This window comes from Streptomyces lanatus, from assembly GCF_014655715.1.
In the GTDB taxonomy this organism is placed as follows: Bacteria; Actinomycetota; Actinomycetes; order Streptomycetales; family Streptomycetaceae; genus Streptomyces; species Streptomyces lanatus.
This window is the reverse complement of record NZ_BNBM01000022.1, coordinates 55,326-80,046: the sequence shown is the minus strand read 5'-3', so window position 1 is coordinate 80,046 and position 24,721 is coordinate 55,326. Positions and strand designations below refer to the sequence as shown.

At 70.4% G+C, this 24,721-nt stretch carries 19 protein-coding genes and 1 riboswitch; of the genes, 11 read left to right on the top strand and 8 right to left on the bottom strand.

Annotated elements, in window-relative coordinates; genetic code table 11:
* The first annotated feature begins 71 nt into the window (after window positions 1-71).
* Window positions 72-941: a S1 family peptidase gene (locus IE325_RS39850; protein WP_190075075.1), complete on the top strand. Its 870-nt coding sequence runs from the start codon at window positions 72-74 to the stop codon at window positions 939-941.
* Between the two features lie 100 nt (window positions 942-1,041).
* Here IE325_RS39850 and IE325_RS39845 read toward each other — a convergent pair whose 3' ends face one another.
* A complete protein-coding gene (locus IE325_RS39845) occupies window positions 1,042-1,272 on the bottom strand; it encodes a DUF7455 domain-containing protein (RefSeq protein WP_030790025.1) in 231 nt (76 codons plus the stop codon).
* 447 nt (window positions 1,273-1,719) lie between these two features.
* Between IE325_RS39845 and IE325_RS39840 the strand changes: the two genes are divergently transcribed.
* The 3 genes from IE325_RS39840 to IE325_RS39830 all read left to right on the top strand — a co-directional run bounded on the left by IE325_RS39840 (window position 1,720) and on the right by IE325_RS39830 (window position 6,098).
* Window positions 1,720-3,843 carry a DNA gyrase/topoisomerase IV subunit B gene (locus tag IE325_RS39840; RefSeq protein WP_190075074.1) on the top strand — a complete coding sequence of 708 codons (2,124 nt, stop codon included), beginning with the start codon at window positions 1,720-1,722 and terminating at the stop codon, window positions 3,841-3,843.
* Window positions 3,844-4,083: 240 nt separating this feature from the next.
* Window positions 4,084-4,509 (top strand): DUF485 domain-containing protein, encoded by a 426-nt coding sequence (locus IE325_RS39835; protein ID WP_190075073.1) that lies wholly within the window; start codon window positions 4,084-4,086, stop codon window positions 4,507-4,509.
* A complete protein-coding gene (locus tag IE325_RS39830; RefSeq protein WP_190075072.1) occupies window positions 4,506-6,098 on the top strand; it encodes a monocarboxylic acid transporter in 1,593 nt (530 codons plus the stop codon). The genes IE325_RS39835 and IE325_RS39830 overlap by 4 nt, the downstream gene beginning before the upstream one ends.
* A gap of 149 nt (window positions 6,099-6,247) precedes the next feature.
* Here IE325_RS39830 and IE325_RS39825 read toward each other — a convergent pair whose 3' ends face one another.
* The 5 genes from IE325_RS39825 to IE325_RS39805 all read right to left on the bottom strand — a co-directional run bounded on the left by IE325_RS39825 (window position 6,248) and on the right by IE325_RS39805 (window position 11,281).
* The gene (locus IE325_RS39825) at window positions 6,248-6,928 is read right to left on the bottom strand and encodes a response regulator (RefSeq protein ID WP_190075071.1); all 681 of its coding nucleotides are present in this window, start codon (window positions 6,926-6,928) and stop codon (window positions 6,248-6,250) included.
* Window positions 6,925-8,607 carry an ATP-binding protein gene (locus tag IE325_RS39820; protein ID WP_190075070.1) on the bottom strand — a complete coding sequence of 561 codons (1,683 nt, stop codon included), beginning with the start codon at window positions 8,605-8,607 and terminating at the stop codon, window positions 6,925-6,927. The genes IE325_RS39825 and IE325_RS39820 overlap by 4 nt, the downstream gene beginning before the upstream one ends.
* 188 nt (window positions 8,608-8,795) lie before the next feature.
* Entirely contained in the window at window positions 8,796-9,746 is a 951-nt protein-coding gene (locus tag IE325_RS39815; RefSeq protein ID WP_190075069.1) for a ferredoxin family protein, read from the bottom strand.
* A gap of 271 nt (window positions 9,747-10,017) precedes the next feature.
* A complete protein-coding gene (locus tag IE325_RS39810; RefSeq protein ID WP_190075068.1) occupies window positions 10,018-10,257 on the bottom strand; it encodes a hypothetical protein in 240 nt (79 codons plus the stop codon).
* Between the two features lie 505 nt (window positions 10,258-10,762).
* Complete coding sequence (locus IE325_RS39805) at window positions 10,763-11,281, bottom strand: DUF6082 family protein (RefSeq protein ID WP_308437708.1); 519 nt, start codon at window positions 11,279-11,281, stop codon at window positions 10,763-10,765.
* Window positions 11,282-11,659: 378 nt separating this feature from the next.
* Here IE325_RS39805 and IE325_RS39800 point away from each other — a divergent pair, with 378 nt between their 5' ends.
* The gene (locus IE325_RS39800; protein ID WP_190075066.1) at window positions 11,660-12,715 is read left to right on the top strand and encodes a CobW family GTP-binding protein; all 1,056 of its coding nucleotides are present in this window, start codon (window positions 11,660-11,662) and stop codon (window positions 12,713-12,715) included.
* Here the strand turns inward: IE325_RS39800 and IE325_RS39795 are convergent.
* Window positions 12,712-15,168: a DNA gyrase/topoisomerase IV subunit A gene (locus IE325_RS39795; RefSeq protein ID WP_190075065.1), complete on the bottom strand. Its 2,457-nt coding sequence runs from the start codon at window positions 15,166-15,168 to the stop codon at window positions 12,712-12,714. The genes IE325_RS39800 and IE325_RS39795 overlap by 4 nt on opposite strands.
* A 624-nt stretch (window positions 15,169-15,792) precedes the next feature.
* Here IE325_RS39795 and IE325_RS39790 point away from each other — a divergent pair.
* From IE325_RS39790 to IE325_RS39775, 4 genes are all read left to right on the top strand, one after another.
* Entirely contained in the window at window positions 15,793-17,148 is a 1,356-nt protein-coding gene (locus IE325_RS39790; RefSeq protein WP_190075064.1) for a M16 family metallopeptidase, read from the top strand.
* Complete coding sequence (locus IE325_RS39785; protein WP_190075063.1) at window positions 17,145-18,533, top strand: M16 family metallopeptidase; 1,389 nt, start codon at window positions 17,145-17,147, stop codon at window positions 18,531-18,533. The genes IE325_RS39790 and IE325_RS39785 overlap by 4 nt, the downstream gene beginning before the upstream one ends.
* Window positions 18,534-18,733: 200 nt before the next feature.
* A riboswitch (cyclic di-AMP (ydaO/yuaA leader) is annotated at window positions 18,734-18,897 on the top strand.
* Between the two features lie 13 nt (window positions 18,898-18,910).
* Complete coding sequence (locus IE325_RS39780; RefSeq protein ID WP_190075062.1) at window positions 18,911-19,720, top strand: M23 family metallopeptidase; 810 nt, start codon at window positions 18,911-18,913, stop codon at window positions 19,718-19,720.
* A 231-nt stretch (window positions 19,721-19,951) separates the two neighbouring features.
* A complete protein-coding gene (locus IE325_RS39775) occupies window positions 19,952-20,647 on the top strand; it encodes a GntR family transcriptional regulator (protein ID WP_190075061.1) in 696 nt (231 codons plus the stop codon).
* A 200-nt stretch (window positions 20,648-20,847) separates the two neighbouring features.
* Here the strand turns inward: IE325_RS39775 and IE325_RS39770 are convergent, their stop codons facing one another.
* Complete coding sequence (locus IE325_RS39770) at window positions 20,848-21,129, bottom strand: HPr family phosphocarrier protein (protein ID WP_062703811.1); 282 nt, start codon at window positions 21,127-21,129, stop codon at window positions 20,848-20,850.
* Window positions 21,130-21,308: 179 nt separating this feature from the next.
* Here IE325_RS39770 and IE325_RS39765 point away from each other — a divergent pair, with 179 nt between their 5' ends.
* Together IE325_RS39765 and IE325_RS39760 are read left to right on the top strand one after the other, a co-directional pair.
* Window positions 21,309-24,152 carry a bifunctional acetate--CoA ligase family protein/GNAT family N-acetyltransferase gene (locus IE325_RS39765; protein ID WP_190075060.1) on the top strand — a complete coding sequence of 948 codons (2,844 nt, stop codon included), beginning with the start codon at window positions 21,309-21,311 and terminating at the stop codon, window positions 24,150-24,152.
* Window positions 24,153-24,261: 109 nt separating this feature from the next.
* Window positions 24,262-24,720 carry a hypothetical protein gene (locus IE325_RS39760; protein ID WP_190075059.1) on the top strand — a complete coding sequence of 153 codons (459 nt, stop codon included), beginning with the start codon at window positions 24,262-24,264 and terminating at the stop codon, window positions 24,718-24,720.
* Window position 24,721: the final 1 nt, after the last annotated feature.

The following is a 24,721-nucleotide window of genomic DNA, read 5'->3' as shown; positions in this document are numbered from 1 at the left end:
CGCGCGGGTGCGGGGTGCGGCGGGCTGACTCACTCTGGGTTTCCCATGACCACCCGAGAGTGAGGAGCGCCATGCGTCGTCCCTTTGCCCGGGCGCTGGCCCGGCCGCTGGTTCTGGCCGCCGTGGCGACCGCCATACCGCTGGTGTCCGCCGCCCCCGCGGCCGCCGACAGCATCGTCGTAGGTGGGTTCCCGGTCGATGTCTCCGACAGCCCCTGGACCGTGGCGCTGTCCAGCCGTGACCGGTTCGGGGGTACGCGGGCCGGTCAGTTCTGCGTCGGGGTGGCCGTCGGCCGGTCGACCGTGCTGACCGCGGCTCACTGCTTGAGCGAGGACGTCCTGGGATCGTCGCCGGAGGAGGTGCCCGACTTCAAGGTCATCGCGGGCCGCACGGACCTGCTGTCCGGCCGGGGGAGGGAGATCCGGGTCCGCGGCAGCTGGGTGAACCCGCGCTATGACACGGACACCAACGCCGGCGACTTCGCCGTGGTGACCCTCGCCCAGCCCCTCCCCGCCGCAGCGGTCGTCGGGATGGCCGGCCGAGGCGATCCCGCCTATGTGCCGGGGACACAGGCCCTGGTCTACGGGTGGGGGGACGTCACGGGCGGAGGCGACTATGCGCGGGGCCTGCGGGCGGCGCGGGTGCGTGTACTGCCCGACGCCTTGTGCAGACGCGCCTATCCGGGCGACGGCGACGGCAGGTATCTGGCCGGCAGCATGCTCTGTGCCGGGGAGCAGACGGGTGGCCGGGACGCCTGCCAGGGGGACAGCGGAGGGCCACTGATCGCCCGGGGAAGGCTGATCGGGCTCGTGTCCTGGGGGAACGGCTGCGGCCGCGCGGGCAGCCCCGGCGTGTACACACGGGTGTCCGAGATCGTACGCAGCATGGGGTGGCGGGCCGCGATGCGGGAGCGCCACGTGTCGGCCGTGGACGAGGGCTGAGGACTCGCGGGGGATGAGCGCGGGCGGTCCCCCCTGCTTTCAGGGGGCGACCGCCCGTCGACCGGCCTGTGCCGGAGCTGGCTCGTCGTGGTGCGAGGTGTCAGCGCTCTTCTTCGGACGCCGATGCGGGAACGGTCGTCAGCCGCTCCGTCTCGTCCTGTATCTCAGCGGCGATCTTCTTGAGTTCCGGCTCGAACTTGCGGCCGTGGTGGGCGCAGAAGAGCAGTTCTCCGCCGCTGAGCAGGACGACGCGCACGTACGCCTGTGCGCCGCAGCGGTCGCAGCGGTCAGCGGCCGTCAGCGGGCTCGCGGGGGTCAGAACAGTAGTCACGTCGCCTCTTCTCTAGCTCGACGAGCTGTCGTACCAGGGTCAACATCCAACCAGCCCCAAAACGTTCCCGCTCGCGGCTTCTCCCAGAGAGAAATTTTTTTCCGGGGCGGCTGGCTGCTGCCGGTTTGGCGGCGAATGTGCCGTAGTGCGTCTGTGGCGTGCTTACGGTTTCGCGCTGTTGGTCAAGGTCGGTCCAGCCCGGCTGGCTTGCCGGTTTGTTCATGAGGACGTGCCCGGAGCCTAAATGGTTCATGCCTGGAAGGGAACGTGATATGTACTTCACCCCATCGAGGGATCGAACACGCATACGATCCTGGACTAGTCTGTGTTTCGCACGAGGGTGGCGTTACAACGGCTCTACCAGGCCTCGGTACCCTCTTGACGGCGACCGAAGCCGCGCCCTTACCCATCAGGGCGTCATCTGAAATTCAGCGAGGAGCGAACCGCGTGACCGCCGAGACGTCCGTGCCGTCCACAGCGCTGCTGGCAGGAGCAGACCGGGACGGTTCCAACTACACCGCGCGGCACCTGCTCGTCCTCGAGGGGCTCGAGGCCGTGCGCAAGCGCCCGGGCATGTACATCGGCTCGACCGACAGCCGCGGTCTGATGCACTGCCTGTGGGAGATCATCGACAACTCCGTCGACGAGGCCCTCGGTGGCTACTGCGACCACATCGAGGTGATCCTCCACGACGACGGATCCGTGGAGGTCCGGGACAACGGCCGTGGCATCCCCGTCGACGTCGAGCCCAAGACCGGCATGTCCGGCGTCGAGGTCGTCATGACCAAGCTGCACGCCGGCGGCAAGTTCGGCGGCGGCTCCTACGCCGCCTCCGGCGGTCTGCACGGCGTGGGCGCCTCCGTGGTGAACGCCCTGTCCGCGCGGCTCGACGTCGAGGTGGACCGCAGCGGCCACACCCACGCCATCAGCTTCCGGCGCGGCGTCCCCGGGGCCTTCGCGGCCGACGGCCCGACGGCCAAGTTCGAGGCCAAGAGCGGCCTGCGCAAGACCAAGAAGATCCCCAAGACGCGCAACGGCACGCGCGTGCGTTACTGGGCCGACCGCCAGATCTTCCTCAAGGACGCCAAGCTCTCCCTGGAGAACCTCCACCAGCGCGCCCGCCAGACCGCGTTCCTGGTGCCCGGCCTGACCATCGTCGTCCGTGACGAGTTCGGCCTGGGCGACGGCGGCAGCAAGGGCGAGGAGTCCTTCCGCTTCGACGGCGGCATCAGCGAGTTCTGCGAGTACCTGGCCACCGACAAGCCGGTCTGCGACGTCCTGCGCTTCGCCGGCCAGGGCACCTTCAAGGAGACCGTCCCGGTCCTGGACGAGCATGGCCAGATGACCCCGACCCAGGTCACCCGTGAGCTCGAGGTCGACGTCGCCATGCGCTGGGGCACCGGCTACGACACGACCCTGAAGTCGTTCGTGAACATCATCGCCACCCCCAAGGGCGGCACCCACGTCGCGGGCTTCGAGACGGCCGTGTCCAGCACCATGAACGAGGTGCTGCGCACCAAGAAGATGCTGCGCGTCGCCGAGGACGACATCGTCAAGGACGACGCCCTGGAGGGGCTGACCGCGGTCGTCACCGTCCGGCTCGCCGAGCCGCAGTTCGAGGGCCAGACCAAGGAGGTGCTCGGCACCTCGGCGGCCCGTCGCATCGTGAACACCGTGATCGCCAAGGAGCTCAAGGCGTTCCTGACGTCCACCAAGCGGGACGCGGCGGCACAGGCGCGCGTGGTGCTTGAAAAGGCCGTCGCGGCGGCCCGTACACGCATCGCCGCCCGCCAGCACAAGGACGCACAGCGCCGTAAGACGGCCCTGGAGTCCTCGTCGCTGCCCGCCAAGCTCGCCGACTGCCGCAGCGACGACGTCGACCGCAGCGAGCTGTTCATCGTCGAGGGGGACTCCGCGCTCGGCACCGCCAAGCTCGCCCGGAACTCCGAGTTCCAGGCGCTGCTGCCGATCCGCGGCAAGATCCTCAACGTCCAGAAGTCGTCCGTGACCGACATGCTCAAGAACGCCGAGTGCGGCGCGATCATCCAGGTCATAGGAGCGGGGTCCGGCCGGACCTTCGACATCGACGCCGCCCGCTACGGCAAGATCATCATGATGACCGACGCCGATGTGGACGGATCTCACATCCGGACGCTGCTGCTGACGCTTTTCCAGCGCTACATGCGGCCGATGATCGAGGCCGGCCGGGTGTTCGCCGCCGTGCCTCCGCTGCACCGGATCGAGCTGATCCAGCCCAAGAAGGGCCAGGACAAGTACGTGTACACGTACTCGGACCGTGAGCTGCGCGACAAGCTCATGGAGTTCCAGAGCAAGGGTGTGCGGTACAAGGACACCATCCAGCGGTACAAGGGTCTGGGCGAGATGGACGCCGATCAGCTGGCCGAGACGACCATGGATCCGCGGCATCGGACGCTGCGGCGGATCAGCCTGACCGATCTGGAGGCCGCCGAGCGGGTGTTCGATCTGCTGATGGGGAACGATGTGGCGCCGCGTAAGGAGTTCATTTCGAGCTCGGCTGCGACGTTGGATCGGTCGCGTATCGACGCGTAGCCGCTGCGCTGGGCTGGGGGCGGGGTTCATCGGCCTCGGCTTCGCCTTCGGCACTTTTTTGGGTTCCCACCCGCACCGCCCGTACAACTTTCGTCGTCGGGTGCGGGTGGCCCCCGTGGGGCTTGAGCGCCGTCGGCGGCTGTGGGCTTGCCTGGTGCCGTCCTTGCGTGAATCACCTGATGGGGTGAAGCCCGCCGAGAAGCCGTGTCGGTGGTCTTTCCGTTCTGTCCATGCTTGGGCATGCACTCAAGCGACGATCCCTGGTACGACGCCCTCGCCTCCGGGTGGGGGGAGTCGGACGGTACGGAGGCTCCCGAGGCCGGTCCGCCGGTCGCCGGTGATGTGTACCTGGAGGTACAGCGCAGCGCCGCCTTCCGTGAAGTGCGCAGGCGCTACCGGCGGTTCGTTGTGCCCGCGGTCGTCGTGTTCCTGTCCTGGTACGTGGCCTACGTCGTGGCCGCCACGACCGCGCCGGAGCTTATGGCGCGGCCCGTGGCGGGTGCCGTGAACGTGGCCATGGTCGCGGGGCTCGGGCAGTTCCTCACCACCTTCCTGCTCACCTGGGCCTACGCCCGCCACGCGCGGCTGCGCCGGGACCGGGCTGCGCTCGAACTGCGCTGGGAAACCCAGGAGTTGACGCGCGTCGCACAGGGCGGTGTCGGGTGACGAGTGAGCATCAGAGGCTGGCGCTGCTGCTGTTCGGCGTCTTCGTCGCCGTCACGCTGGCCATCACGACCTGGGTGAGCCGCAACCGGCGTGGTTCCGCGGAGGAGTTCTACGCGGGCGGCCGTCTGTTCACGCCCATGGAGAATGGTTTTGCCATCGCCGGTGACTACATGTCGGCGGCGTCCTTCCTGGGCATTTCCGGGCTCATCGCCCTCTTCGGCTACGACGGCCTGCTGTACTCGGTCGGGTTCCTGGTGGCCTGGCTGTTGGTGCTGTTCCTGGTCGCCGAACTGGTCCGCAACTGCGGCAGGTTCACGCTCGCCGATGTGGTCGCCGCGCGGATGAACGAGCGCCCCGTGCGGATCGCGGCGGGAACTTCCTCGGTCACCGTGTCCGTTCTGTATCTGGTGGCGCAGATGGTTGGTGCGGGCACGCTGGTCGCGCTGCTGCTCGGGGGCGAGGGCGAGGCGGCGCGGGCCTGGACCGTCATCGGCGTCGGCGCGCTCATGGTGATCTATGTCTCGTTGGGAGGGATGCGAGCCACCACCTGGATCCAGATCGTCAAATCGGTCCTGCTGCTCGGCGGCACCATCGCGTTGACGGTGCTCGTCCTGCTGCGCTTCCACGGCGACTTCGACCAACTGCTGCTCACGGCGGCCGAGCGCAGCGGACACGGGGAGGCGTTCCTCGCACCCGGGTTGAAGTACGGCGGTGACTGGACGGCGCGGCTGGACTTCATCAGCCTCGGCCTCGCCCTGGTGCTGGGCACCGCCGGGCTGCCGCACATCCTGTCCCGCTTCTACACCGTGCCCACCGCCCGCGCGGCACGGCGCTCGGTGGTCTGGGCGATCGGGCTCATCGGCGGCTTCTACCTGATGACCATCGTGCTGGGCTTCGGCGCGGCCGCGATCGTCGGGCCGGAGGCGGTGCGTGGATCCAACGCGGCCGGGAACACGGCGGTACCGCTGCTGGCCCTCGACCTCGGCGGCGGCGCGGACACCACCGGAGGAACGGTTCTTTTCGCGGTCGTGGCCGCCATCGCCTTCGCCACGATCCTCGCGGTGGTCGCTGGAATCACGCTCTCCTCCTCGGCCTCCGTGGCCCACGACCTGTATGCCTCGCTACGGCGCCGGCCCGCTGGGCCCCGCAGCGAGGTGGCGGTGGCCCGTGTCGCCGCGGTCGGTATCGGCGTGGTCGCGATCGGCCTCGGACTGCTGGCCCGGGACCTCAACGTCGCCTTCCTCGTGGGGCTCGCCTTCGCCGTCGCCGCGTCCGCCAATCTGCCCGTGCTGCTGTACTCGCTGTTCTGGCGGGACTTCACCACACGCGGAGCCGTATGGGCCGTGTACGGCGGCCTGATCCCGGCCGTGGCGCTCGTGGTGCTGTCACCGGTGGTGTCGGGCAGCCCCGAATCGCTCTTCCCCGACGTCGACTTCCAGTACTTCCCCCTGCAGAACCCCGGCCTCGTCTCGATCCCGCTGGGCTTCGTCGCGGGCTGGCTGGGCACCGTCACGTCGGCCGAGGCTCCTGATGCGGCCAAGCACGCGGAGACGGAGGTGCGGTCGCTGACGGGGGCGGGGGCCGTCTAGGGCGGCGCCTACCCCGTCGTACGGCCTCCTCGTCACCGTACGGCCGCGGCGCCCGCGCACGACACTCACCGCTCGGCTGATATTCGGGCGGCCGGAATCCGTATGAAGAGGAGGGCACGGTTCCTTCCCCCGCCCCCACGGGCCGTGCCTCAGGCGCGGGTCGCCCACACGTAACGGTGTTCCGGGCGGCCCGCGTCCCCGTACTTGAGGGTGAGACGGGCCCGTCCCGTGCGTTCCAGGAGCTTGAGATAGCGCTGGGCGGTCTGGCGGCTGACGCCGGTGCGTTCGGCGATCTCCTGGGCCGACAGGGGGCCTTCGGCGTTCATCAGGGAGCGGCGTACGAGTTCCGCCGTGGTGGGGGAGTGGCCCTTGGGCAGGTCGGGTTCCGAGGACGCCGACAGGGCGCCGAAGATGCGGTCCACCTCGGCCTGCTCCGCCTCGCCGCCGCCGTCGAGGGTGCGGCGCAGCTCCGCGTACGCCTCCAGCTTGTTGCGCAGGCCCGCGAAGGCGAACGGTTTGACCAGGTACTGCAGCGCCCCGACCCGCATCGCCGCCTGTACCGTGGACACGTCCCGAGCGGCCGTCACCATGATCACGTCGGTCTGGTGGCCGCGGCGGCGCATCTCCTGGACGACCGCCAGACCCGTCTCGTCGGGCAGGTAGTGGTCCATGAGGACCAGGTCCAGCTCAGGAAGTTCCTCCACGCGGCGCAGCGCCTCGGCCGCGCTGTGCGCCTCACCGGCCACATGGAAACCCGGAACCTTCTCGACGTAGGCGGCGTTGACCCGCGCCACGCGCGTGTCGTCGTCCACGACCAGGACCTCGATCATCGCGACTCCTCCTCGGCGACGGTGTGCGGATCCGACGGCATGGTGAGGGCCGGTTCCAGTTCCAGGGCCGGCTCGGCCAGCGCCTCGGGCAGGACGACCGTGAACTCGGCGCCGCCGCCTTCCGCCTCGCCCACCGTCGCGCCGCCACCCTGCCGTTCGGCGAGCCTGCGCACCAGGGAGAGCCCGATGCCGCGTTCACGGTGGGCCGGCGGCTGCTTGGTGGACCATCCCTCGGTGAAGATCAACTCGCGCTGTTCCTCCGGGATTCCCGGCCCTGTGTCGCGCACCCTGAGGGTCGCGCTGCGTCCCTCGGCGCGCAGTTCCACCTCCACGCGCGCGTGCGGGGTGCCCGCGACGGCGTCCAGCGCGTTGTCCACCAGGTTGCCCACGATCGTGACGAGCCCGCGCGGGTCGATCAGCCGGTCCGGCAGCCCCGTGCGATCCGACAGCCGCAGCGCGACGCCGCGCTCCGCGGCCACCGTCGCCTTGCCGACCAGCAGCGCGGCGAGCAGCGGATCCTGGATCCTCTCGGCGACCTGCTCCGCGGTGGCCCGATGATCGCCGACCACCTCGCCGACGAACTCCACGGCGTCGTCGTACATCTCCAGTTCCAGCAGCCCGAGGAGCGTATGCATCCGGTTGGCGTGCTCATGGTCCTGGGCGCGCAGGGCGTCGATCAGGCCGCGCGTCGAGTCGAGCTCCCGGCCGAGCTGCTCCAGCTCGGTGCGGTCGCGCAGGGTGGCGACGGCGCCGCCGTCGTCGGTGGGCATGCGGTTGGCGACCAGGACGCGCTGGCCGCGCACCGTGAGCAGATCGGTGCCGGTCACCCGGCCGGCCAGCACATCGGCCGTACGGCCCGTGCCGAGCGCCTCGTCGAGAGACCTGCCGACGGCCTCGTCGCCGATGCCGAGCAGGCGGCGCGCCTCGTCGTTGAGGAGGCGGATACGGCCGCCGCGGTCAAGGGCGACGACGCCCTCCCGGATGCCGTGCAGCATCGCCTCGCGCTCCGCGAGCAGCGCCGAGATGTCGGAGAAGGCCAGGTCGCGGGTCTGCCGCTGGACCCGCCGTGAGATGAGCCAGGCGGCCAGGGCACCGACCGCGAGCGCGCCGCCCGCGTACGCGAGCAGCCCCGGGATGGCGTGCAGCAGACGCGCCCGCACGCTGTCGTACGCGATCCCGACCGAGACCGCCCCGACGATCTTCCCGTCGCCGTCGCGCAAGGGCACCTTTCCGCGCGCGGAGCGGCCGAGCGTGCCGTTGTCGATCTCCATGACCTCATGGCCGGCGAGGGCCTGGCCCGGGTCGGTCGAGACGAGCCGGCCGACCTCGCTCGGCGTGGGGTGGGACCAGCGCACCCCGCGTCGGTCCATCACGACGATGTACTCCGCCTTGGTGGCCTCCCGGATCCGCTCCGCCTCCCGCTGGACCGGGCCGCCCGGCGTCGCGGACGTGCTTGTCAGATCCTCGGCGATCTGCGGCTGGGCGGCCGTGGTCTGCGCGATCGACAGCGCGCGACGCATCGCCTGGTCGTCCAGCTGGTCACTGAGCGGCGCGAGGAACAGTCCGGTCGCGAGCACCGCGACTCCCGCGGCGATCGCCACCTGCATCAGCAGCACCTGCGCGAACATCCGCCGGGGCAGGCCCAGGCGCAGGCGACGGGCGGGGGGAGTGGGGCTCATACCCATGACGGTACGTGGGCGGGGGTGGGGAGCCGTAGCGGGGTGTGACGTGGATCTCCTGATCGATGTGGGGTGGGGCACTGGGCGGGCGGTTAGCGGTGGGGGGAATGTGGTCGCGGTCCGGTTACAGGCCCGGGAGGGATCCGGTGGAGCCCGGTCGAGCGGCGAGTCCGTGCCGGTGTACCCGCTCAGCCGGCCAGTGCCGCCGCCGTCGTGATCGTGGATTCGCGCACCGCCACCACGTCCATCCGCGCGGGCGAGCCGAGCACCGATGCCCCGCAGCTCTCGGCACGGGGCGGCAGGGCGGCGCTCTGAGCCACGCTGACGCGCCAGTGGCGGCCGTCCGCGTGGGCGACGGTCACCTCCCACCGCGGGGCCGCGCCGGCCGTCCGTACGACGCTCAGCGCCTCCGCGGCGTCCTCGCCCGTCGCCCTGCGCACCGCCAGCTCGGCCGCCTGGCCGGGCCGCTCCCAGGCCGAGTTCCCGCGGCATCCCTCGACGACGATCCGTCCGTCCTGGACGCTGTGCAGGATCTCCTTGACGGCATGGGCATGCGCCCGCCCGTATGCGTAGCCGTACGGCAGCACCAGCAGCGTCGGGGAGAAGCGATGCCCGCCCAGGTGGGTGACCTCCCAGACACCGTCCACCCCGGAGGCGGCGAGCTCGGCCGCGAGGGGGCGGCCCAGGAGGGCGCAGCAGCGGTCCCGCTTGCCGTTGGTGCAGACGAGGGCGAGCGGGTCGCCTGTGTGGGGCTGCCCCTGGAGAACCGAGTCGAAGGTGTGGTGATCACCCATGCCGAGAGCGGCGAAGTCGAGGTCGAGCAGCTGGCGGGGGTCGCTGATCGTGGCGGCGTGCAACCGGACGTTCCCGGGCACGGTGTGGGCCATGTACACCTGGCGCTCGGCGGGGCCACCGCAGTCGGCGTGCCGACCGGGGCGGCGGATGAGCGCGACGCGTACACCTGTGCCCTGCGCGGCCTCCTCCAGGGCACGGCCCAGCGCGGGATCCAGGTGGCTCTGGGTGAGCGCCTTGGCACCCCACGGACCGGGCTGCTCCAGCAGCAGCCAGGTCGTCGCGGTCGCCGCGGTCCCCGCGATGGGCTCGTCGAGGTCCTGCGAGACGGTTGAGCACGTACTCACAGAGGTGAGCCTAACCTGACTTGAGTCGGGGTGACTTGCCGAGGGGGCGTGGTGCCGCTTCCCGGTGCACCCCGGAAAATGCCTGTGGTCCGGCACCGGGGCGGTGCCGGACCCATGAGGTGCCCTCGTCAGCGCGCCAGTGGATGTGGGGCCCGGGGCTGTCGGCCCTGCCGTGACACGGTCCCCGCCACCACGACTGACGTGACAGTGGCCACGAAGCCGCTCATCGCACCGATGAGCGCCGTGGAACCGACCTGATCCATGACGTCACCTACGCATCGGGAATGTCCGCCTTGGCGCGGATCAGCGTCTCGCGTGTGATGACCACGATGCGCTCGTAGTCGGCGCGCGAGGCGTCGGAGGGGAGGTCCGGGTCCAGCGAGTCCGTGGCGTCCGTGCCGATGACCGCGAAATTACCGTCGGCCAGCTCGAAGATGTCAGGGCAATTGCCTCCTCCTGTGCTCCCCCGGTGACTTGGGGGGACGCCGATCCGACGGATGATCTGACTCACTGTTGCTTACCTCTGATTCACGACTGAAGAAGAACTGGCGCGCGCGACGGCTGCGGGGTGGAGGCTGCCCTGTGGGGTGCACTCGTCATCCGGCGGCGTGAGTGGCGCTCTTGTGGAGTCGCTCTACGCGATCGTGCGAGAGTCAACCCCAGTGGCGTCTGGGACAACTGGGCACTTAACTGGTTCGTTATCGCCCGCCGGTGTGATTTCTCCGCGCCCGCCTTGCCGCGGCTGCCGGAGACGTTCACACACCGCCCGCGCACCTCACCCCTGGGCGGCGGAGCGAAGGCACGACCGGCACACATGAGGGGCACAGCACAGTTTGGGCACGGGTGCTCCCACAGCAGATCCGCATGCTGCTTTAAGCCGACACAGCATGAGACGCACGCGTGTTTCACCTTGTAGTGGGCTTGGCAGAGAAGCACGCTATGTCAGCGAATCCAGACGTCCTCCAGGCAGACGCCCCGTTCCCGCAGGTCAGCAGTCCGCCGCCGGAAACGGCCGCTCAGTCGACCGGCGGCTCTCCGACCACCCACCACTCCTCGCCGTCCGCGTCATCGAGTTGACGGAGCAGATCGTCGACCAGGCGGCCCAGTTCCGCCTCGTCCGAGTCCTCGGGAAGCGTGGCCCGCTGGCCCTGGGTCGCGAACCAGTACTCCTTGACGACGGGGTTCTGCAGCAGCCCCCTCACGCGCCCGAAGAACTCCTCGCGGCTCAGATTTCCGATGCGGTAGTAGAACAGCAGATTGGTGTACAGGGCATTGGCGAACAGGTACTGGCGTCGTTTCTGCGGTGACGCCGGCACCTCGAAGATGTCCAGGACCTCCGCCAGCTCGGGGCTGTCGATCGCCTTGCTCAGCAGTTCCCAGTGCAGATGCTGCTGGTTGGCCAGGTTGCTGTGGTGATGGGTGTGCGCCACCTGTTCTTCCAGGTGCTCCAGGCGGATGCGCAGCGAGTCCAGGGCACGGCGTTGCGCGGACAGGCCGGCCAGGGCTCCTGTCACCAGGCCCAAGCCCGCGGCCACGGCTGTGCCCAGCCCTCGTATCCCAGTCCTCCGTGTGGCCATGTCAACCCCCGAATCAGGCGGCCGTCCGCCGGTCGTCGGGGTGCGGGTCGACTGGATGCGGGTCGACTGGAGGGGACCGGCGAGCGGTGGGCGGCGCTTGCCGTCTCCCAGAGTGCCGAGCGGCTCTGATCGGCGGGGAGGCGGAGAGGAGGCGCACGGAGGGAAGCGAGGGTCGCACGCTCCAGCGCCTTGCCCAACGTCTGCCCGGCAAGTGCTGCTAACAATCGTTCACTTCGCGGTGATTCTTCCGGCTCGTATCCTGGGGCGGCATTCAATTCCTCGCATGTGCGCCGAGCTGCGAGCCGGTGCACCCGTCGGCGTGAGAAAGGTCGCACGTTGAGCCAGCCGAACCCCGGTCCGCAGCAGATTCCGGTCGTCGTTCTCGCCGGATTCCTCGGTTCCGGCAAGACGACTCTGCTCAACCACCTCCTCCACCGCGGCGGAGGCACCCGTATCGGTGCCATCGTCAACGACTTCGGCGCCATCGAGATCGACGCCATGGCCGTCGCCGGCGCACTCGGCGACTCCACCGTCTCCCTCGGCAACGGCTGTCTGTGCTGCGCGGTCGACGCGAGCGAGCTGGATGTCTATCTGGAGCGGCTCGCCCGCCCGTCCGCCGGCATCGACGTCATCGTCATCGAGGCCAGCGGGCTCGCCGAACCCGAGGAGCTCGTGCGCATGCTGCTCGCCAGCGAGCATCCGGGCATCGTCTACGGCGGTCTCGTCGAGGTCGTCGACGCCGCCGAGTTCGACGACACGCGCGCCAAGCACCCCGAGATCGACCGGCATCTGGCCCTCGCCGACCTCGTCGTGGTCAACAAGCTCGACCGGACGGCGGACGCCGAGCGCGTCCTCGGGCTGGTGCGCGGGCTCGCCGATCGCGCCGCCGTCGTCCCCGCCACCTACGGTCGTATCGACCCCGAATTCCTGTTCGACTGCCGTCCGAGTGCGGAGCGCATGGGGCAGTTGTCCTTCGACGACCTGCACGAGCACCACGAGGACCACTCCGGCCATCTGCACACGGCCTACGACAGCCTGTCCTTCGCTTCCGAGGTCGCTCTCGACCCACGGCGGCTGATGGGGTTCCTGGACAGCAGGCCGGAGGGGCTGTACCGGATCAAGGGCTACGTCGACTTCGGCCCGTACGACACCGCGAACCGTTACGCCGTGCACGCCGTCGGGCCGTTCCTGCGCTTCTACCCGGAGCCGTGGCCAGCCGCCGGCCCTCGCCTCACGCAGCTCGTCCTCATCGGCTCCGGCATCGACGCCGCCGCGCTGGCCAAGGAGCTGGAGGCGTGCAAGAGCGACGCCCCACACGCCGACGAGCATGGCATGTGGGGCGTTATGCGCTACGTACAGGATCCGGAGGACGGGGTCGTCCAGGAGGCCTAGAACGGGCCGGCCACCACCGACACCGTCTTCGCCAGTGACACACCCGAGCCGTCGCGGCGCGGGTCGACCTCCGGGAGTTCGGCCGGGGTGCCGTTCTTCTGCGCGGCCCTCGCCGGGACGGCGCCCGCCCAGGCCAGGGACAGACAGTCCTCGCCCTTCAGGAACCGCTGGCAGCGCACACCGCCCGTGGCGCGGCCCTTGCGCGGGTACTGGTCGAACGGGGTCAGCTTGGCCGTCGTCTGGACCGAGTCGTCCAGCGTGCCGCGCGAGCCCGCGACGGTGAACACCATCGCGTCGGCAGCCGGGTCCACCGCTGTGAAGGAGATCACCTTCGCGCCCTCGGTGAGCTTGATGCCCGCCATGCCGCCCGCGGCGCGGCCCTGCGGGCGGACCTGCGCGGCCTGGTAGCGCAGCAGCTGGGCGTCGTCCGTGATGAAGACCAGGTCCTCCTCACCGGTGCGCAGATCGACCGCGCCGACGATCCGGTCGCCCTCCTTCAGCGTGATGACCTCCAACTCCTCCTTGTTGGACGGATAGTCGGGTACGACACGCTTGACGACGCCCTGTGCGGTGCCGAGGGCGAGGCCCGGGGAGGACTCGTCGAGGGTCGTCAGACAGACCACCGTCTCGCCGTCCTCCAGGGAGACGAACTCCGACAGGGGCGCGCCGCCCGCGAGGTTCGGTCTCGACGCCGTCTCCGGCAGCGTCGGCAGATCGACGACGTTGATCCGCAGCAGCCGGCCCGTGGACGTCACCGCGCCCACCTCGCCGCGCGCCGTGGCCGGTACCGCCGAGACGATCACATCGTGCTTGGAGCGCTTCGCGTCGCCGTCCTCCGCGAAGGGATCGCCGTTGGCCGTACGGGCCAGCAGATCCGTCGAGGACAGCAGCACCCGGCACGGGTCGTCGGCCACCTGGAGCGGTACGGCGGAGACCGGGGCGCCGGCCGCCTCCAGCAGGACCGTACGCCGCTCGGTGCCGAACTTCTTGGCCACCGCGGCCAGTTCCGCGGAGACCAGCTTGCGCAGCTCGGCGTCCGAGTCGAGGATCCGGGTCAGCTCGGCGATCTCCGCGTTGAGCCGCTCCTTCTCCGCCTCCAGCTCGATGCGGTCGTACTTGGTGAGACGGCGCAGCGGCGTGTCGAGGATGTACTGGGTCTGGATCTCGGACAGGGAGAAGCGCTCCATCAGGCGCTCCTTTGCCTGTGCGCTGTTGTCGCTGGAGCGGATGAGGCGGATGACCTCGTCGATGTCGACGAGCGCCGTCAGCAGGCCCTCGACCAGGTGGAGGCGGTCGCGGCGCTTGCCGCGGCGGAACTCGCTGCGGCGCCGGACGACCTCGAAGCGGTGGTCGAGATAGACCTCCAGGAGCTCCTTGAGGCCCAGGGTGAGGGGCTGGCCGTCGACCAGCGCCACATTGTTGATGCCGAAGGACTCCTCCATCGGCGTCAGCTTGTACAGCTGCTCCAGGACCGCCTCCGGCACGAAGCCGTTCTTGATCTCGATGACCAGACGCAGGCCGTGCTCGCGGTCGGTGAGGTCCTTGACGTCGGCGATGCCCTGGAGCTTCTTCGAGCCGACCAGGTCCTTGATCTTGGCGATGACCTTCTCCGGGCCGACCGTGAAGGGCAGCTCGGTGACGATCAGGCCCTTGCGGCGGGCGGTCACGGTCTCGATCTCGACCGTGGCGCGGATCTTGAAGGTGCCGCGGCCCGACTCGTACGCGTCCCGGACGCCCGAGAGGCCGACGATCCGGCCGCCGGTGGGCAGGTCGGGGCCCGGGACGTACTTCATCAAGGTGTCCAGATCCGCGTTCGGATAGCGGATCAGATGGCGGGCGGCCGCGATGACCTCGCCGAGGTTGTGCGGCGGCATGTTGGTGGCCATGCCGACGGCGATCCCGGAGGCGCCGTTGACCAGGAGGTTCGGGAAGGCGGCGGGCAGCGCCACCGGCTCCTGTTCCTGGCCGTCGTAGTTGGGGGTGAAGTCGACCGTGTCCTCTTCGATGGACTCGGTCATCAGGCTGGTGGCCTGGGCCTGGCGGCACTCGGTGTATCGCATGGCGGCCGGCGGGTCGTCGTTGCCCAGCGAGCCGAAGTTGCCGTGGCCGTCGACCAGCGGGACGCGCATCGAGAAGGGCTGGGCCATGCGCACCAGGGCGTCGTAGATCGACGCGTCGCCGTGCGGGTGCAACTTACCCATGACCTCGCCGACGACACGGGCGCACTTCACATAGCCGCGGTCGGGGCGCAGACCCATCTCGTTCATCTGGTAGACGATGCGCCGATGCACCGGCTTGAGGCCGTCGCGGGCGTCCGGCAGCGCGCGGGAGTAGATGACCGAGTACGCGTACTCGAGGAAGGAGCCCTGCATCTCGTCGACGACGTCGATGTCGAGGATCTTCTCCTCGTACGAGTCGTCGGGCGGCGGGGTCTTCGTGCTGCGGCGGGCCATCGCTGCCGGCTCCTTACTGAGGCGTGGACGGATCTGACGCGGACCATTGTGGACCGCGGCACTGACAACCACCGACCAGGACCCGATGTTGGGCCCCCGCCCGGCGCGTGAGAAGTGTCGCCGATGCCCGGTCCCACCTGCGACCGAGGGTGCGATCGGGCACCAACGGCCTCGGACGACAGGGTGCTTGCCGACGGAGGGGCAACCTACCCGGCCCCGCGGCAAGCCAGCGCCACGAGAGCGTTCACTCGCCGGAGTGATCGACGGGCAGCCGTGCGAAGGCCGCGGGCGGAACCCGGCGTGGATGGCTTCCGCGAGTCACACGACCCGGCACGCGCGTGTGCTCCTCGGTCGACCGGCCCGCCGTGCCGATGCCGCAGGCCACACGGCGGGCGCGGCCCGACCCGAGCGAGTGGCACCGGCCCCGGCGCGACACAGGACCGCCCCGAAACGCGGCAAGAGGCGCGGTACGACGAGCCGACCCGGCCCACGTCCCCCACCCTCCACCCGACCTGTTCCGACCGGGAACTTCGCCGACCCTCCGGACGCTGCATACAGTGGCAGGAACTGAAGCCGAACTGCTCGGCACAACGCAGCGCACGCGACCGGAAGGACACCTTGCCCATGGGTCACACGGCCACACCGGAGGCACAATCCGGCGGCCTCACCGCGACGGAGCACCGCCTGGCCAACGGCCTGCGCGTGGTGCTCTCCGAGGACCACCTCACGCCGGTCGCCGCGGTCTGTCTCTGGTACGACGTCGGCTCCCGCCACGAGGTCAAGGGCCGTACCGGACTCGCCCACCTCTTCGAGCACCTGATGTTCCAGGGTTCGAGCAGCGTGAAGGGCACGGGACACTTCGAGCTCGTCCAGGGCGCCGGCGGCTCGCCGAACGGCACCACCAGCTTCGAGCGCACCAACTACTTCGAGACCATGCCCGCCCACCAGCTGGAGCTCGCGCTCTGGCTGGAGGCCGACCGCATGGGCAGCCTCCTGGTGGCGCTCGACGAGGAGGGCCTGGAGAACCAGCGGGACGTCGTCAAGAACGAACGCCGCCAGCGCTACGACAACGTGCCCTACGGCACGGCCTTCGAGAAGCTGACCGCCCTGTCGTACCCGGACGGTCACCCGTACCACCACACGCCGATCGGCTCGATGGCCGACCTGGACGCGGCCAGCCTGGAGGACGCCCGCGCGTTCTTCCGCACCTACTACGCGCCCAACAACGCCGTGCTGTCCATCGTCGGCGACATCGACCCGGAGCAGACGCTCGCCTGGGTCGAGAAGTACTTCGGCACCATCCCGGGCCACGACGGCAAGCCCGAGCCGCGCGACGGCTCGCTGCCCGACGTGATCGGCGAGCAGCTGCGCGAGGTCGTCGAGGACAACGTCCCCGCGCGCGCGTTGATGGCCGCCTACCGCCTCCCGAAGGACGGCACGCGCGAGTGCGACGCCGCCGACCTGGCGCTGACCGTCCTCGGCGGCGGCGAGTCCTCCCGTCTCTACAACCGCCTCGTGCGACGCGACCGTACGGCCGTGGCGGCCGGGTTCGGCCTGCTGCGCCTGGCCGGTGCGCCCTCCCTGGGCTGGCTGGACGTGAAGACCTCCGGCGACGTCGAGGTGCCCGTCATCGAGTCGGCCGTGGACGAGGAGCTCGCGCGGTTCGCTGAGGAAGGCCCCACCGCCGAGGAGATGGAGCGCGCGCAGGCCCAGCTGGAGCGCGAGTGGCTGGACCGGCTCGGCACCGTCGCGGGCCGCGCCGACGAACTGTGCAGGTACGCCGTGCTGTTCGGCGACCCGCAGCTCGCGTTCACCGCGGTCGAGCGCGTCCTCGACGTCACCGCCGAGGAGGTCAAGGCGGTCGCCCAGGCCCGGCTGCGTCCCGACAACCGCGCGGTGCTCGTGTACGAGCCGACCGCCGACGAGGACGAGGACCTGGAAGCCGCCAGCACCGACGAGAACGAGGAGTCGGCCCAGTGACCGAGCTCGCCAGCATGGAGTTCCACCCGCAGCCCCAGGCGGGCGCCGCCCGGCCCTGGGCGTTCCCGGCACCCGAGCGCGGCAAGCTGGACAACGGCCTCACCGTCCTGCGCTGCCACCGCCCCGGCCAGCAGGTCATCGCCGTCGAGGTACTCCTGGACACGCCCCTGGACGCCGAGCCGAAGGGCCTGGACGGCATCGCCACGATCATGGCGCGCGCCCTGTCCGAGGGCACCGACCAGCACACCGCCGAGGAGTTCGCCGCCGAGCTGGAGCGCTGCGGCGCCACCCTCGACGCCTACGCCGACCACTCCGGCGTCCGGGTCAGCCTGGAGGTGCCCGTCTCCCGCCTGCCCAAGGCGCTCGGCCTGCTCGCCGACGCCCTCAGGGCACCCGCGTTCGACGACGCCGAGGTGGAGCGCCTGGTGCGCAACCGCCTCGACGAGATCCCGCACGAGCTGGCCAACCCCGGGCGGCGCGCCGCCAAGGAGCTCTCCAAGGAGCTGTTCCCGGCGACCTCGCGCATGTCCCGCCCGCGCCAGGGCACCGAGGACACCGTCGAAGGCATCGACTCCAAGGCCGTACGCGCCTTCTACGAGCGGTACGCACGCCCCGCCACCTCCACCGCCGTGGTCGTCGGCGACCTCACCGGCGTCGACCTCGACGCCCTGCTCGGCGACACCCTGGGCGCCTGGACCGGCACCTCGGGCGAGCCGCGCCCCGTCCCGCCGGTCACCGCGGACGACACCGGACGCGTCGTCATCGTCGACCGCCCCGGCGCCGTCCAGACGCAGCTGCTGATCGGCCGTGTCGGAGCCGACCGGCACGACCGCGTGTGGCCCGCGCAGGTGCTCGGCACCTACTGCCTCGGCGGCACCCTCACCTCCCGCCTGGACAAGGTGCTGCGCGAGGAGAAGGGCTACACCTACGGTGTGCGGGCCTTCGGCCAGGTGCTGCGCTCCGCCCCGGACGGCTCGGGCGCGGCGATGCTCGCCATCAGTGGTTCCGTCGACACCCCGAACACCGGCCCGGCCCTGGACGACCTCTGGAAGGTCCTGCGCGGGGTCGCCGCCGAGGGGCTCACCGACGCCGAGCGGGACTTCGCCGTGCAGAACCTCGTCGGGGTGGCGCCGCTGAAGTACGAGACGGCCGCGTCCGTGGCGAACACCCTGGCCGACCAGGTCGAGCAGCACCTGCCCGACGACTACCAGGCGACGCTGTACCAGCAGCTGGCCGCGACCGGCACCGTGGAGGCCACCGCGGCGGCCGTGAGCGCCTTCCCGGTGGACCGTCTGGTGACGATCCTCGTCGGTGACGCCGCCGAGATCCGGGAGCCCGTAGAGGCCCTCGGGATCGGCGAAGTCACGGTCGTGGCAGCCGAGTAGACCGCGACGCCGCCACGCGCGCGTAGGGGCCCTGGTGACGAGAGAGTCACCAGGGCCCCTTATGCCCGAATTGAGGGAGAGGTTGCCTGTCTGGCCTGTGGGATGCGCTACAAAAGCCGTGATCCGTTTGGGGATTGAAAGATGTCCCGTTTAGCGTCTTCCGGGCTGTCCGTCAGGCAGTGCGCCGCGTCCGCGGCACCGGACAGCCATCGCCGAGTCCCCGTACGGCGCGAGCCAGGGGAGCCGGGGACCCATCGAAGTCCCTGGGGTGAATCGGACGCCCGCGCGAGCCGCGAGGGGGCCCGTAGGAGACCTTCCTGCTCCGAACCCGTCAGCTAACCCGGTAGGCGAGAAGGAAGGAAAGGACCAGCCACTACATGGCGTTCACCTGCGCCACCGGGAACAGCACCGAGAAGAGCGGCGAGAAGAACCGCGCCACCGGCAGGCACCGCCGGCCGGGCCGCTTCGAGCGCACCACCGCCCGCGCGGCGGGTGTCGCCGCACTCACCGCCACCGGCGTCATCGGCACCCTGGCCGCCCCGGCGCTCGCCGCCGAGCCCGCCGCGGAGCAGACCGGCCTCATCCCCGTCATCACCTTCGACAACTCGATCGCCGACCAGATCGACGCCCAGGCCATCGCCCAGGAGCGGGCCGCCAAGGAGGCCGCCGCCGTCGAGCAGGCCGCCAAGGAGGCCGCGCGTCTGAAGGCCGCCGAGCAGGCCAAGCAGGAGCGCGAGGCCAAGGAGCGCGCCGCCCGCGAGGCCGAGCGCAAGCGCCTCATGTCCTACGTCGCTCCCATCGCCGGCTCGTACATATCCACGGGCTACAAGTCGGGCGGCGCCGTCTGGTCCTCCGGCAGCCACACCGGCGTCGACTTCCACGCCGCGAGCGGCACCTCCGTCCACGCGGTCGGCGCCGGCACCGTCGTCGAGGCCGGCTGGGGCGGGTCGTACGGCAACAACATCGTGATCAAGATGAACGACGGCACGTACACCCAGTACGGCCACCTGTCGTCCATCGGCGTCTCGGTGGGTCAGACCGTCACCCCCGGCCAGCAGATAGGCCTGTCCGGCGCCACCGGCAACGTCACCGGTCCGCATCTGCACTTCGAGGCCCGTACGACGTCGGAGTACGGCTCCGACATCGACCCGGTCTCCTACCTGCGCTCGCACGGCGTGAACGTCTGACGCCCACAGGCACCCGCGCGAAGCCCCGGGCTCATCGAGCCGGGGCTTTCCGCGTTTCAGGACCCGACGCGCAGGACCGAACGCGCAGGGCCGAACGCCTGACCAAAAAATATCCATGGATTCCGGCCGCCCGTCGGAAATTCCGGCCGGTTGCCATAGAGTCACTGAGAACACGTCATTGAACACGTCATTCGTCGACGCGTTTCACGGGGATTAAGGCGGAGGTCGCTCATGCGTATTCCGGCGCATTCGGTGTGCACGGCGATCCGGGACGACATCGTCGCCGGTGTCTACGAGCGTGGCGGCCGGCTCACCGAGGAACTGCTCGCGCGTCGCTACGGCGTCTCCCGCGTCCCCGTCCGTGAGGCCCTGCGCACCCTGGAGGCGGAGGGCTTCGTGGTGACCCGGCGGCACGCGGGCGCGTGCGTCGCCGAACCGACCGAGCAGGAGGCCGCCGACCTGCTGGAGATGCGTACGCTCCTGGAGCCGCTCGGTGCCGCCCGGGCCGCCCAGCGGCGCACCGAGGCCCATCTGAAGGTCCTGCGCGGCCTGGTCAGGCTGGGGCAGGAGCGGGCCAGGCGGGGAAACAGCGACGACCTGCGCTCGCTGGGCGGCTGGTTCCACGAGACGCTGGCCCAGGCCTCCGGCAGCCCCGCCCTGACCTCGATGCTGACCCAGCTGCGGCACAAGATCGCCTGGATGTACGCCGTCGAGGCGCCGGCCGATCCTGTGGAGTACTGGACCGAGCACGGCGCGATCGTGGACGCGGTGGCGCGCGGCGACGGCGAACGCGCCCGCGCGATGACGGCCCTGCACACCGAGCGCACGCTCTCCGCGCACCGGCTGCGGTTCGGCTCCGCCGGAGAGCGCACGGAGCGTGTGAGGAATTCGCAACATCCCGTAAACATGCCGAGCCTGCGGCATTAACACGGGCGCCGTATACAAAGAGGAGAAATTCGGTGGCGGTGAATTTCCGCTGCCCTTTTTCAGTTGCGCCGACGTGCTGCCTGAATTCCGGCATGCCCGTCTGAAAGCGATGAAGCCGTGCCCGCCGAAACAGCGAAGCCGCGCCCGCCGAAAAGGCGGACGCGGCTGCACCGTTCACTTCGGAGTCCCGCTCAGGCCATTCAGACCGTTTCGGGCAGCTCCTCGAGGCCCTCGGAGACCAGCTTCGCCAGACGGTCGAGGGCGACGTCCGCGCCCTCGGCGTCGGAGGCGAGGACGATCTCCTCGCCGCCCTGGGCGCCGAGGCCCAGGACAGCCAGCATGGAGGCCGCGTTGACGGGGTTGCCGTCAGCCTTGGCGATCGTCACCGGGATACCTGCGGCCGTGGTGGCCCGGACGAAGATGGAAGCGGGGCGGGCGTGAAGGCCCTCGGCCCAGCCGACGTTGACGCGGCGCTCAGCCATGTGATGCTGCCCTTCGGTGTTCAGGGTTGTCTAGACCAGTTTCCCACACCCGTGAAGCAGGCCGGGAGGGACAAAGCGCCCCTCCCGAGGTGACCGTCGGGTCGCGGCCTCGACCCGACAAACCGTCCTCCACAGACTGCCCCGCGCCGTTGTCAGACGCGAGCCGTAATCTGGGCCCCATGCAGAGCGCCTCGGACCGGCACGAGTACCCCGCCCACTGGGAAGCCGACGTGGTGCTGCGCGACGGCGGCACCGCGCGCATCCGCCCCATCACCGTTGATGACGCCGAGCGCCTGGTCAGCTTCTACGAGCAGGTGTCGGACGAGTCGAAGTACTACCGCTTCTTCGCGCCCTACCCGCGACTGTCCGCGAAGGACGTCCACCGCTTCACGCACCACGACTTTGTGGACCGGGTGGGACTCGCGGCCACGGTGGGCGGCGAGTTCATCGCCACCGTACGCTACGACCGGATCGGCGCCGATGGAATGCCCGCGTCCGCACCGGCCGACGAGGCCGAGGTCGCATTCCTCGTGCAGGACGCCCACCAGGGGCGCGGCGTCGCCTCCGCCCTCCTCGAACACATCGCGGCGGTCGCGCGCGAGCGTGACATCCGTCGCTTCGCCGCCGAGGTGCTGCCCGCCAACTCCAAGATGATCAAGGTGTTCACGGACGCCGGGTACACCCAGAAGCGCAGCTTCGAGGACGGCGTCGTACGTCTGGAGTTCGACCTGGAGCCGACGGACCGCTCGCTCGCCGTGCAGTACGCGCGCGAGCAGCGCGCCGAGGCCAGGTCCGTGCGCCGGCTGCTGGCCCCCGGCTCCGTCGCCGTCATCGGCGTCGGACGCACCCCGGGCGGGGTGGGTCGCGGCGTCCTCGGCAACATCAGGGACGCCGGGTTCACAGGGCGGCTGTACGCCGTGAACAAGGCGTTCCCCCAGGACCTCAAGGAAATCGACGGCGTGCCCGCGCAGCGCTCGGTCCGGGAGATCGAGGAGCAGGTCGATCTCGCGGTCGTCGCCGTCCCGGCCGCGTACGTCCCCGAGGTGGTCGCCGAATGCGGTGAGCACGGTGTGCAGGGGCTGGTCGTGCTCTCCGCGGGGTACGCCGAGAGCGGGCCCGACGGACGCGAGCGCCAGCGCGAACTCGTCCGGCACGCGCGCGCGTACGGCATGCGCATCATCGGCCCGAACGCCTTCGGGATCATCAACACCAGTGCGAGCGTTCGCCTGAACGCCTCCCTCGCGCCCGAGATGCCGAGGCCGGGCCGCATCGGGCTGTTCGCCCAGTCCGGCGCCATCGGCATCGCCCTGCTGTCCCGGCTGCACCGACGCGGCGGCGGAGTGACCGGCGTCACCGGCGTGTCCACCTTCGTGTCGTCCGGCAACCGCGCCGACGTGTCCGGCAACGACGTCCTGCAGTACTGGTACGACGACCCGGACACCGATGTCGTCCTGATGTACCTGGAGTCCATCGGCAACCCCCGCAAGTTCACCCGCCTCGCCCGGCGCACCGCGGCGGCCAAGCCCCTGGTCGTGGTGCAGGGCGCGCGGCACGGCGGGGCGGCGCCGCAGGGCCACACCGTACGGGTCACCCGGCTGCCGCACGCCACGGTGTCCGCGCTGCTGCGGCAGGCCGGCGTGATCCGCGTCGACACCATCACCGAACTGGTGGACGCGGGCCTGCTGCTCGCCCGCCAGCCGCTCCCGACCGGCCCGCGGGTGGCGATCCTCGGGAACTCCGAGTCCCTGGGGCTGCTCACCTACGACGCCTGCCTCGCCGAGGGGCTACGGCCGCTGCCGCCGCTGGACCTGACCACGGGCGCGTCAGCGGCCGACTTCCACGAGGCACTCTCGCGCGCACTCGCCGACGAGACCTGCGACGCGGTCGTGGTCACCGCGATACCGGCGATCGGCGACGCGTCGACCGGCGACGCCGAACTCGCTGAGGCCCTGCGAACGGCGGCCGAGCGGGTCCCGGGCAAACCCGTCCTGGTGGTCCACGTGGAACTCGGAGGGCTCGCCGAGGCACTGTCGGCCGCGGCCAGCACCGCACCCCAGGCGCGCCCGAAGCCCTCGGCCACCGCGACGCGCGCCCACCCCATCCGCCCGCTCGACTTCCCGGCCGAGGCACCGCCCGAGCAGTCGGACACCTCCGAGAGCCCCCGTCTCATCCCCGCCTACCCCGCCGCCGAGCGTGCCGTCCGCGCCCTAGCCGAGGCCGTCAACTACTCCCAGTGGCGACGCGAGGCGGCCGAGCCGGGCAAGGTGCCCGAGTACGAGGACATCGACGAGAAGGGCGCCGCCCGGCTGATCGACGGACTGCTCGCGCGCGGGCAGGGGCTCACGCTCGGCCCGGACGAGACCTGCGACCTGCTCGGCAAGTACGGCATCCAGGTGCACCGAGCCCTGCACGCCCCCAGCCCCGACGCGGCCGCCGACGCCGCCCGCACCCTCGGCTACCCCGTCGCCCTCAAGGCCACCGCCCCGCACCTGCGCCACCGGGCCGACCTCGGGGGCGTACGGCTCGACCTGACGGACGAGGAGCAACTGCGCCGTGCTTACGCCGAGTTGAACGAGCTGTTCGGCAGGCCGGAGGAGCTCAGGCCGGTCGTGCAGAGCATGGCCCCGCGCGGCGTCGACACCGTCGTACGGGCCGTGATCGACCCCGCGGCCGGCGCCGTGCTGTCCTTCGGGCTCGCAGGAGCCGCCTCCCAGCTGCTCGGCGACACCGCGCACCGGCTGATCCCGGTCACCGACCGCGACGCGACCTCGATCGTCCGGTCGATCCGGACGGCACCGCTCCTCTTCGGCTGGCGCGGCTCCAAGCCGGTCGACACCCCCGCCCTGGAGGAGCTGCTGCTGAGGGTGTCGCGGCTGGTCGACGACCATCCCGAGGTCGTCGCGGTCACCCTGGAGCCGGTCGTCGTCGCGACCCACGGCGTGAGCGTCCTCAGCGCCTCCGTGCGCCTGGCGCCACCGCCCGCCCGCGACGACCTCGGACCGAGGACCCTGCCCACCTACTGAGTGCGTGAGCGGTGCCTCGCAGTCAGTGCGCCCCCGTAGACACCTCAGGGGCCTAACTCGTCAAGTCTGGAGGCTCGTTGTTCGAGTCAGCATCGGTAGCATCATGAACATGCCCGATGTGTGGATCGGCTTCAGCTCTGCTGATCGGCAGAGGTACTGGTGGCGGAACGGCATCGTGATGCTGGCGCTTGCCGGAGTGACGGTGGCGGTGGGCCTGACCGCGCGTGCACCTGGCCGTTGGTGGTGGGTCGGTGGCTTCTCGGTCCTCTCCTTGGCCATCTTCGTCGGCACGATCAACTCGATCTATGGGCGGGTGCTTCTGACTGCGACGGGTGTGGAGTTCCGCACGTTCGTCAGCGGGCGCTCGATCCGTTGGGATGAGGTCGCCGGTATCGAGAGGCGGCAGCGAGCGTTGCGGAGCGGAATCTGGTGGGACCTGCGGATCGTCCGGGTTCGTGGGCGTTCGCTCACGATTCCGGGGACCTTCACCAACCGGATGATGGATGCCGAGCTTGAGCGGAAGCAGGCCGTCATCCATGAGCGCTGGTCCCGCGCAGTCGCCGGCTGAG

Excerpts from the sequence above, each read along its gene's own strand:
- IE325_RS39835 (WP_190075073.1), top strand. The coding sequence starts at position 4,084 with ATGCACTCAAGCGACGATCCCTGGTACGACGCCCTCGCCTCCGGGTGG.
- IE325_RS39765 (WP_190075060.1), top strand. The coding sequence starts at position 21,309 with ATGCAGAGCGCCTCGGACCGGCACGAGTACCCCGCCCACTGGGAAGCC.
- IE325_RS39770 (WP_062703811.1), bottom strand. The coding sequence starts at position 21,129 with ATGGCTGAGCGCCGCGTCAACGTCGGCTGGGCCGAGGGCCTTCACGCC.
- IE325_RS39820 (WP_190075070.1), bottom strand. The coding sequence starts at position 8,607 with ATGAGCCCCACTCCCCCCGCCCGTCGCCTGCGCCTGGGCCTGCCCCGG.
- IE325_RS39795 (WP_190075065.1), bottom strand. The coding sequence starts at position 15,168 with ATGGCCCGCCGCAGCACGAAGACCCCGCCGCCCGACGACTCGTACGAG.
- IE325_RS39780 (WP_190075062.1), top strand. The coding sequence starts at position 18,911 with ATGGCGTTCACCTGCGCCACCGGGAACAGCACCGAGAAGAGCGGCGAG.
- IE325_RS39790 (WP_190075064.1), top strand. The coding sequence starts at position 15,793 with ATGGGTCACACGGCCACACCGGAGGCACAATCCGGCGGCCTCACCGCG.
- IE325_RS39825 (WP_190075071.1), bottom strand. The coding sequence starts at position 6,928 with ATGATCGAGGTCCTGGTCGTGGACGACGACACGCGCGTGGCGCGGGTC.
- IE325_RS39760 (WP_190075059.1), top strand. The coding sequence starts at position 24,262 with ATGCCCGATGTGTGGATCGGCTTCAGCTCTGCTGATCGGCAGAGGTAC.
- IE325_RS39775 (WP_190075061.1), top strand. The coding sequence starts at position 19,952 with ATGCGTATTCCGGCGCATTCGGTGTGCACGGCGATCCGGGACGACATC.
- IE325_RS39850 (WP_190075075.1), top strand. The coding sequence starts at position 72 with ATGCGTCGTCCCTTTGCCCGGGCGCTGGCCCGGCCGCTGGTTCTGGCC.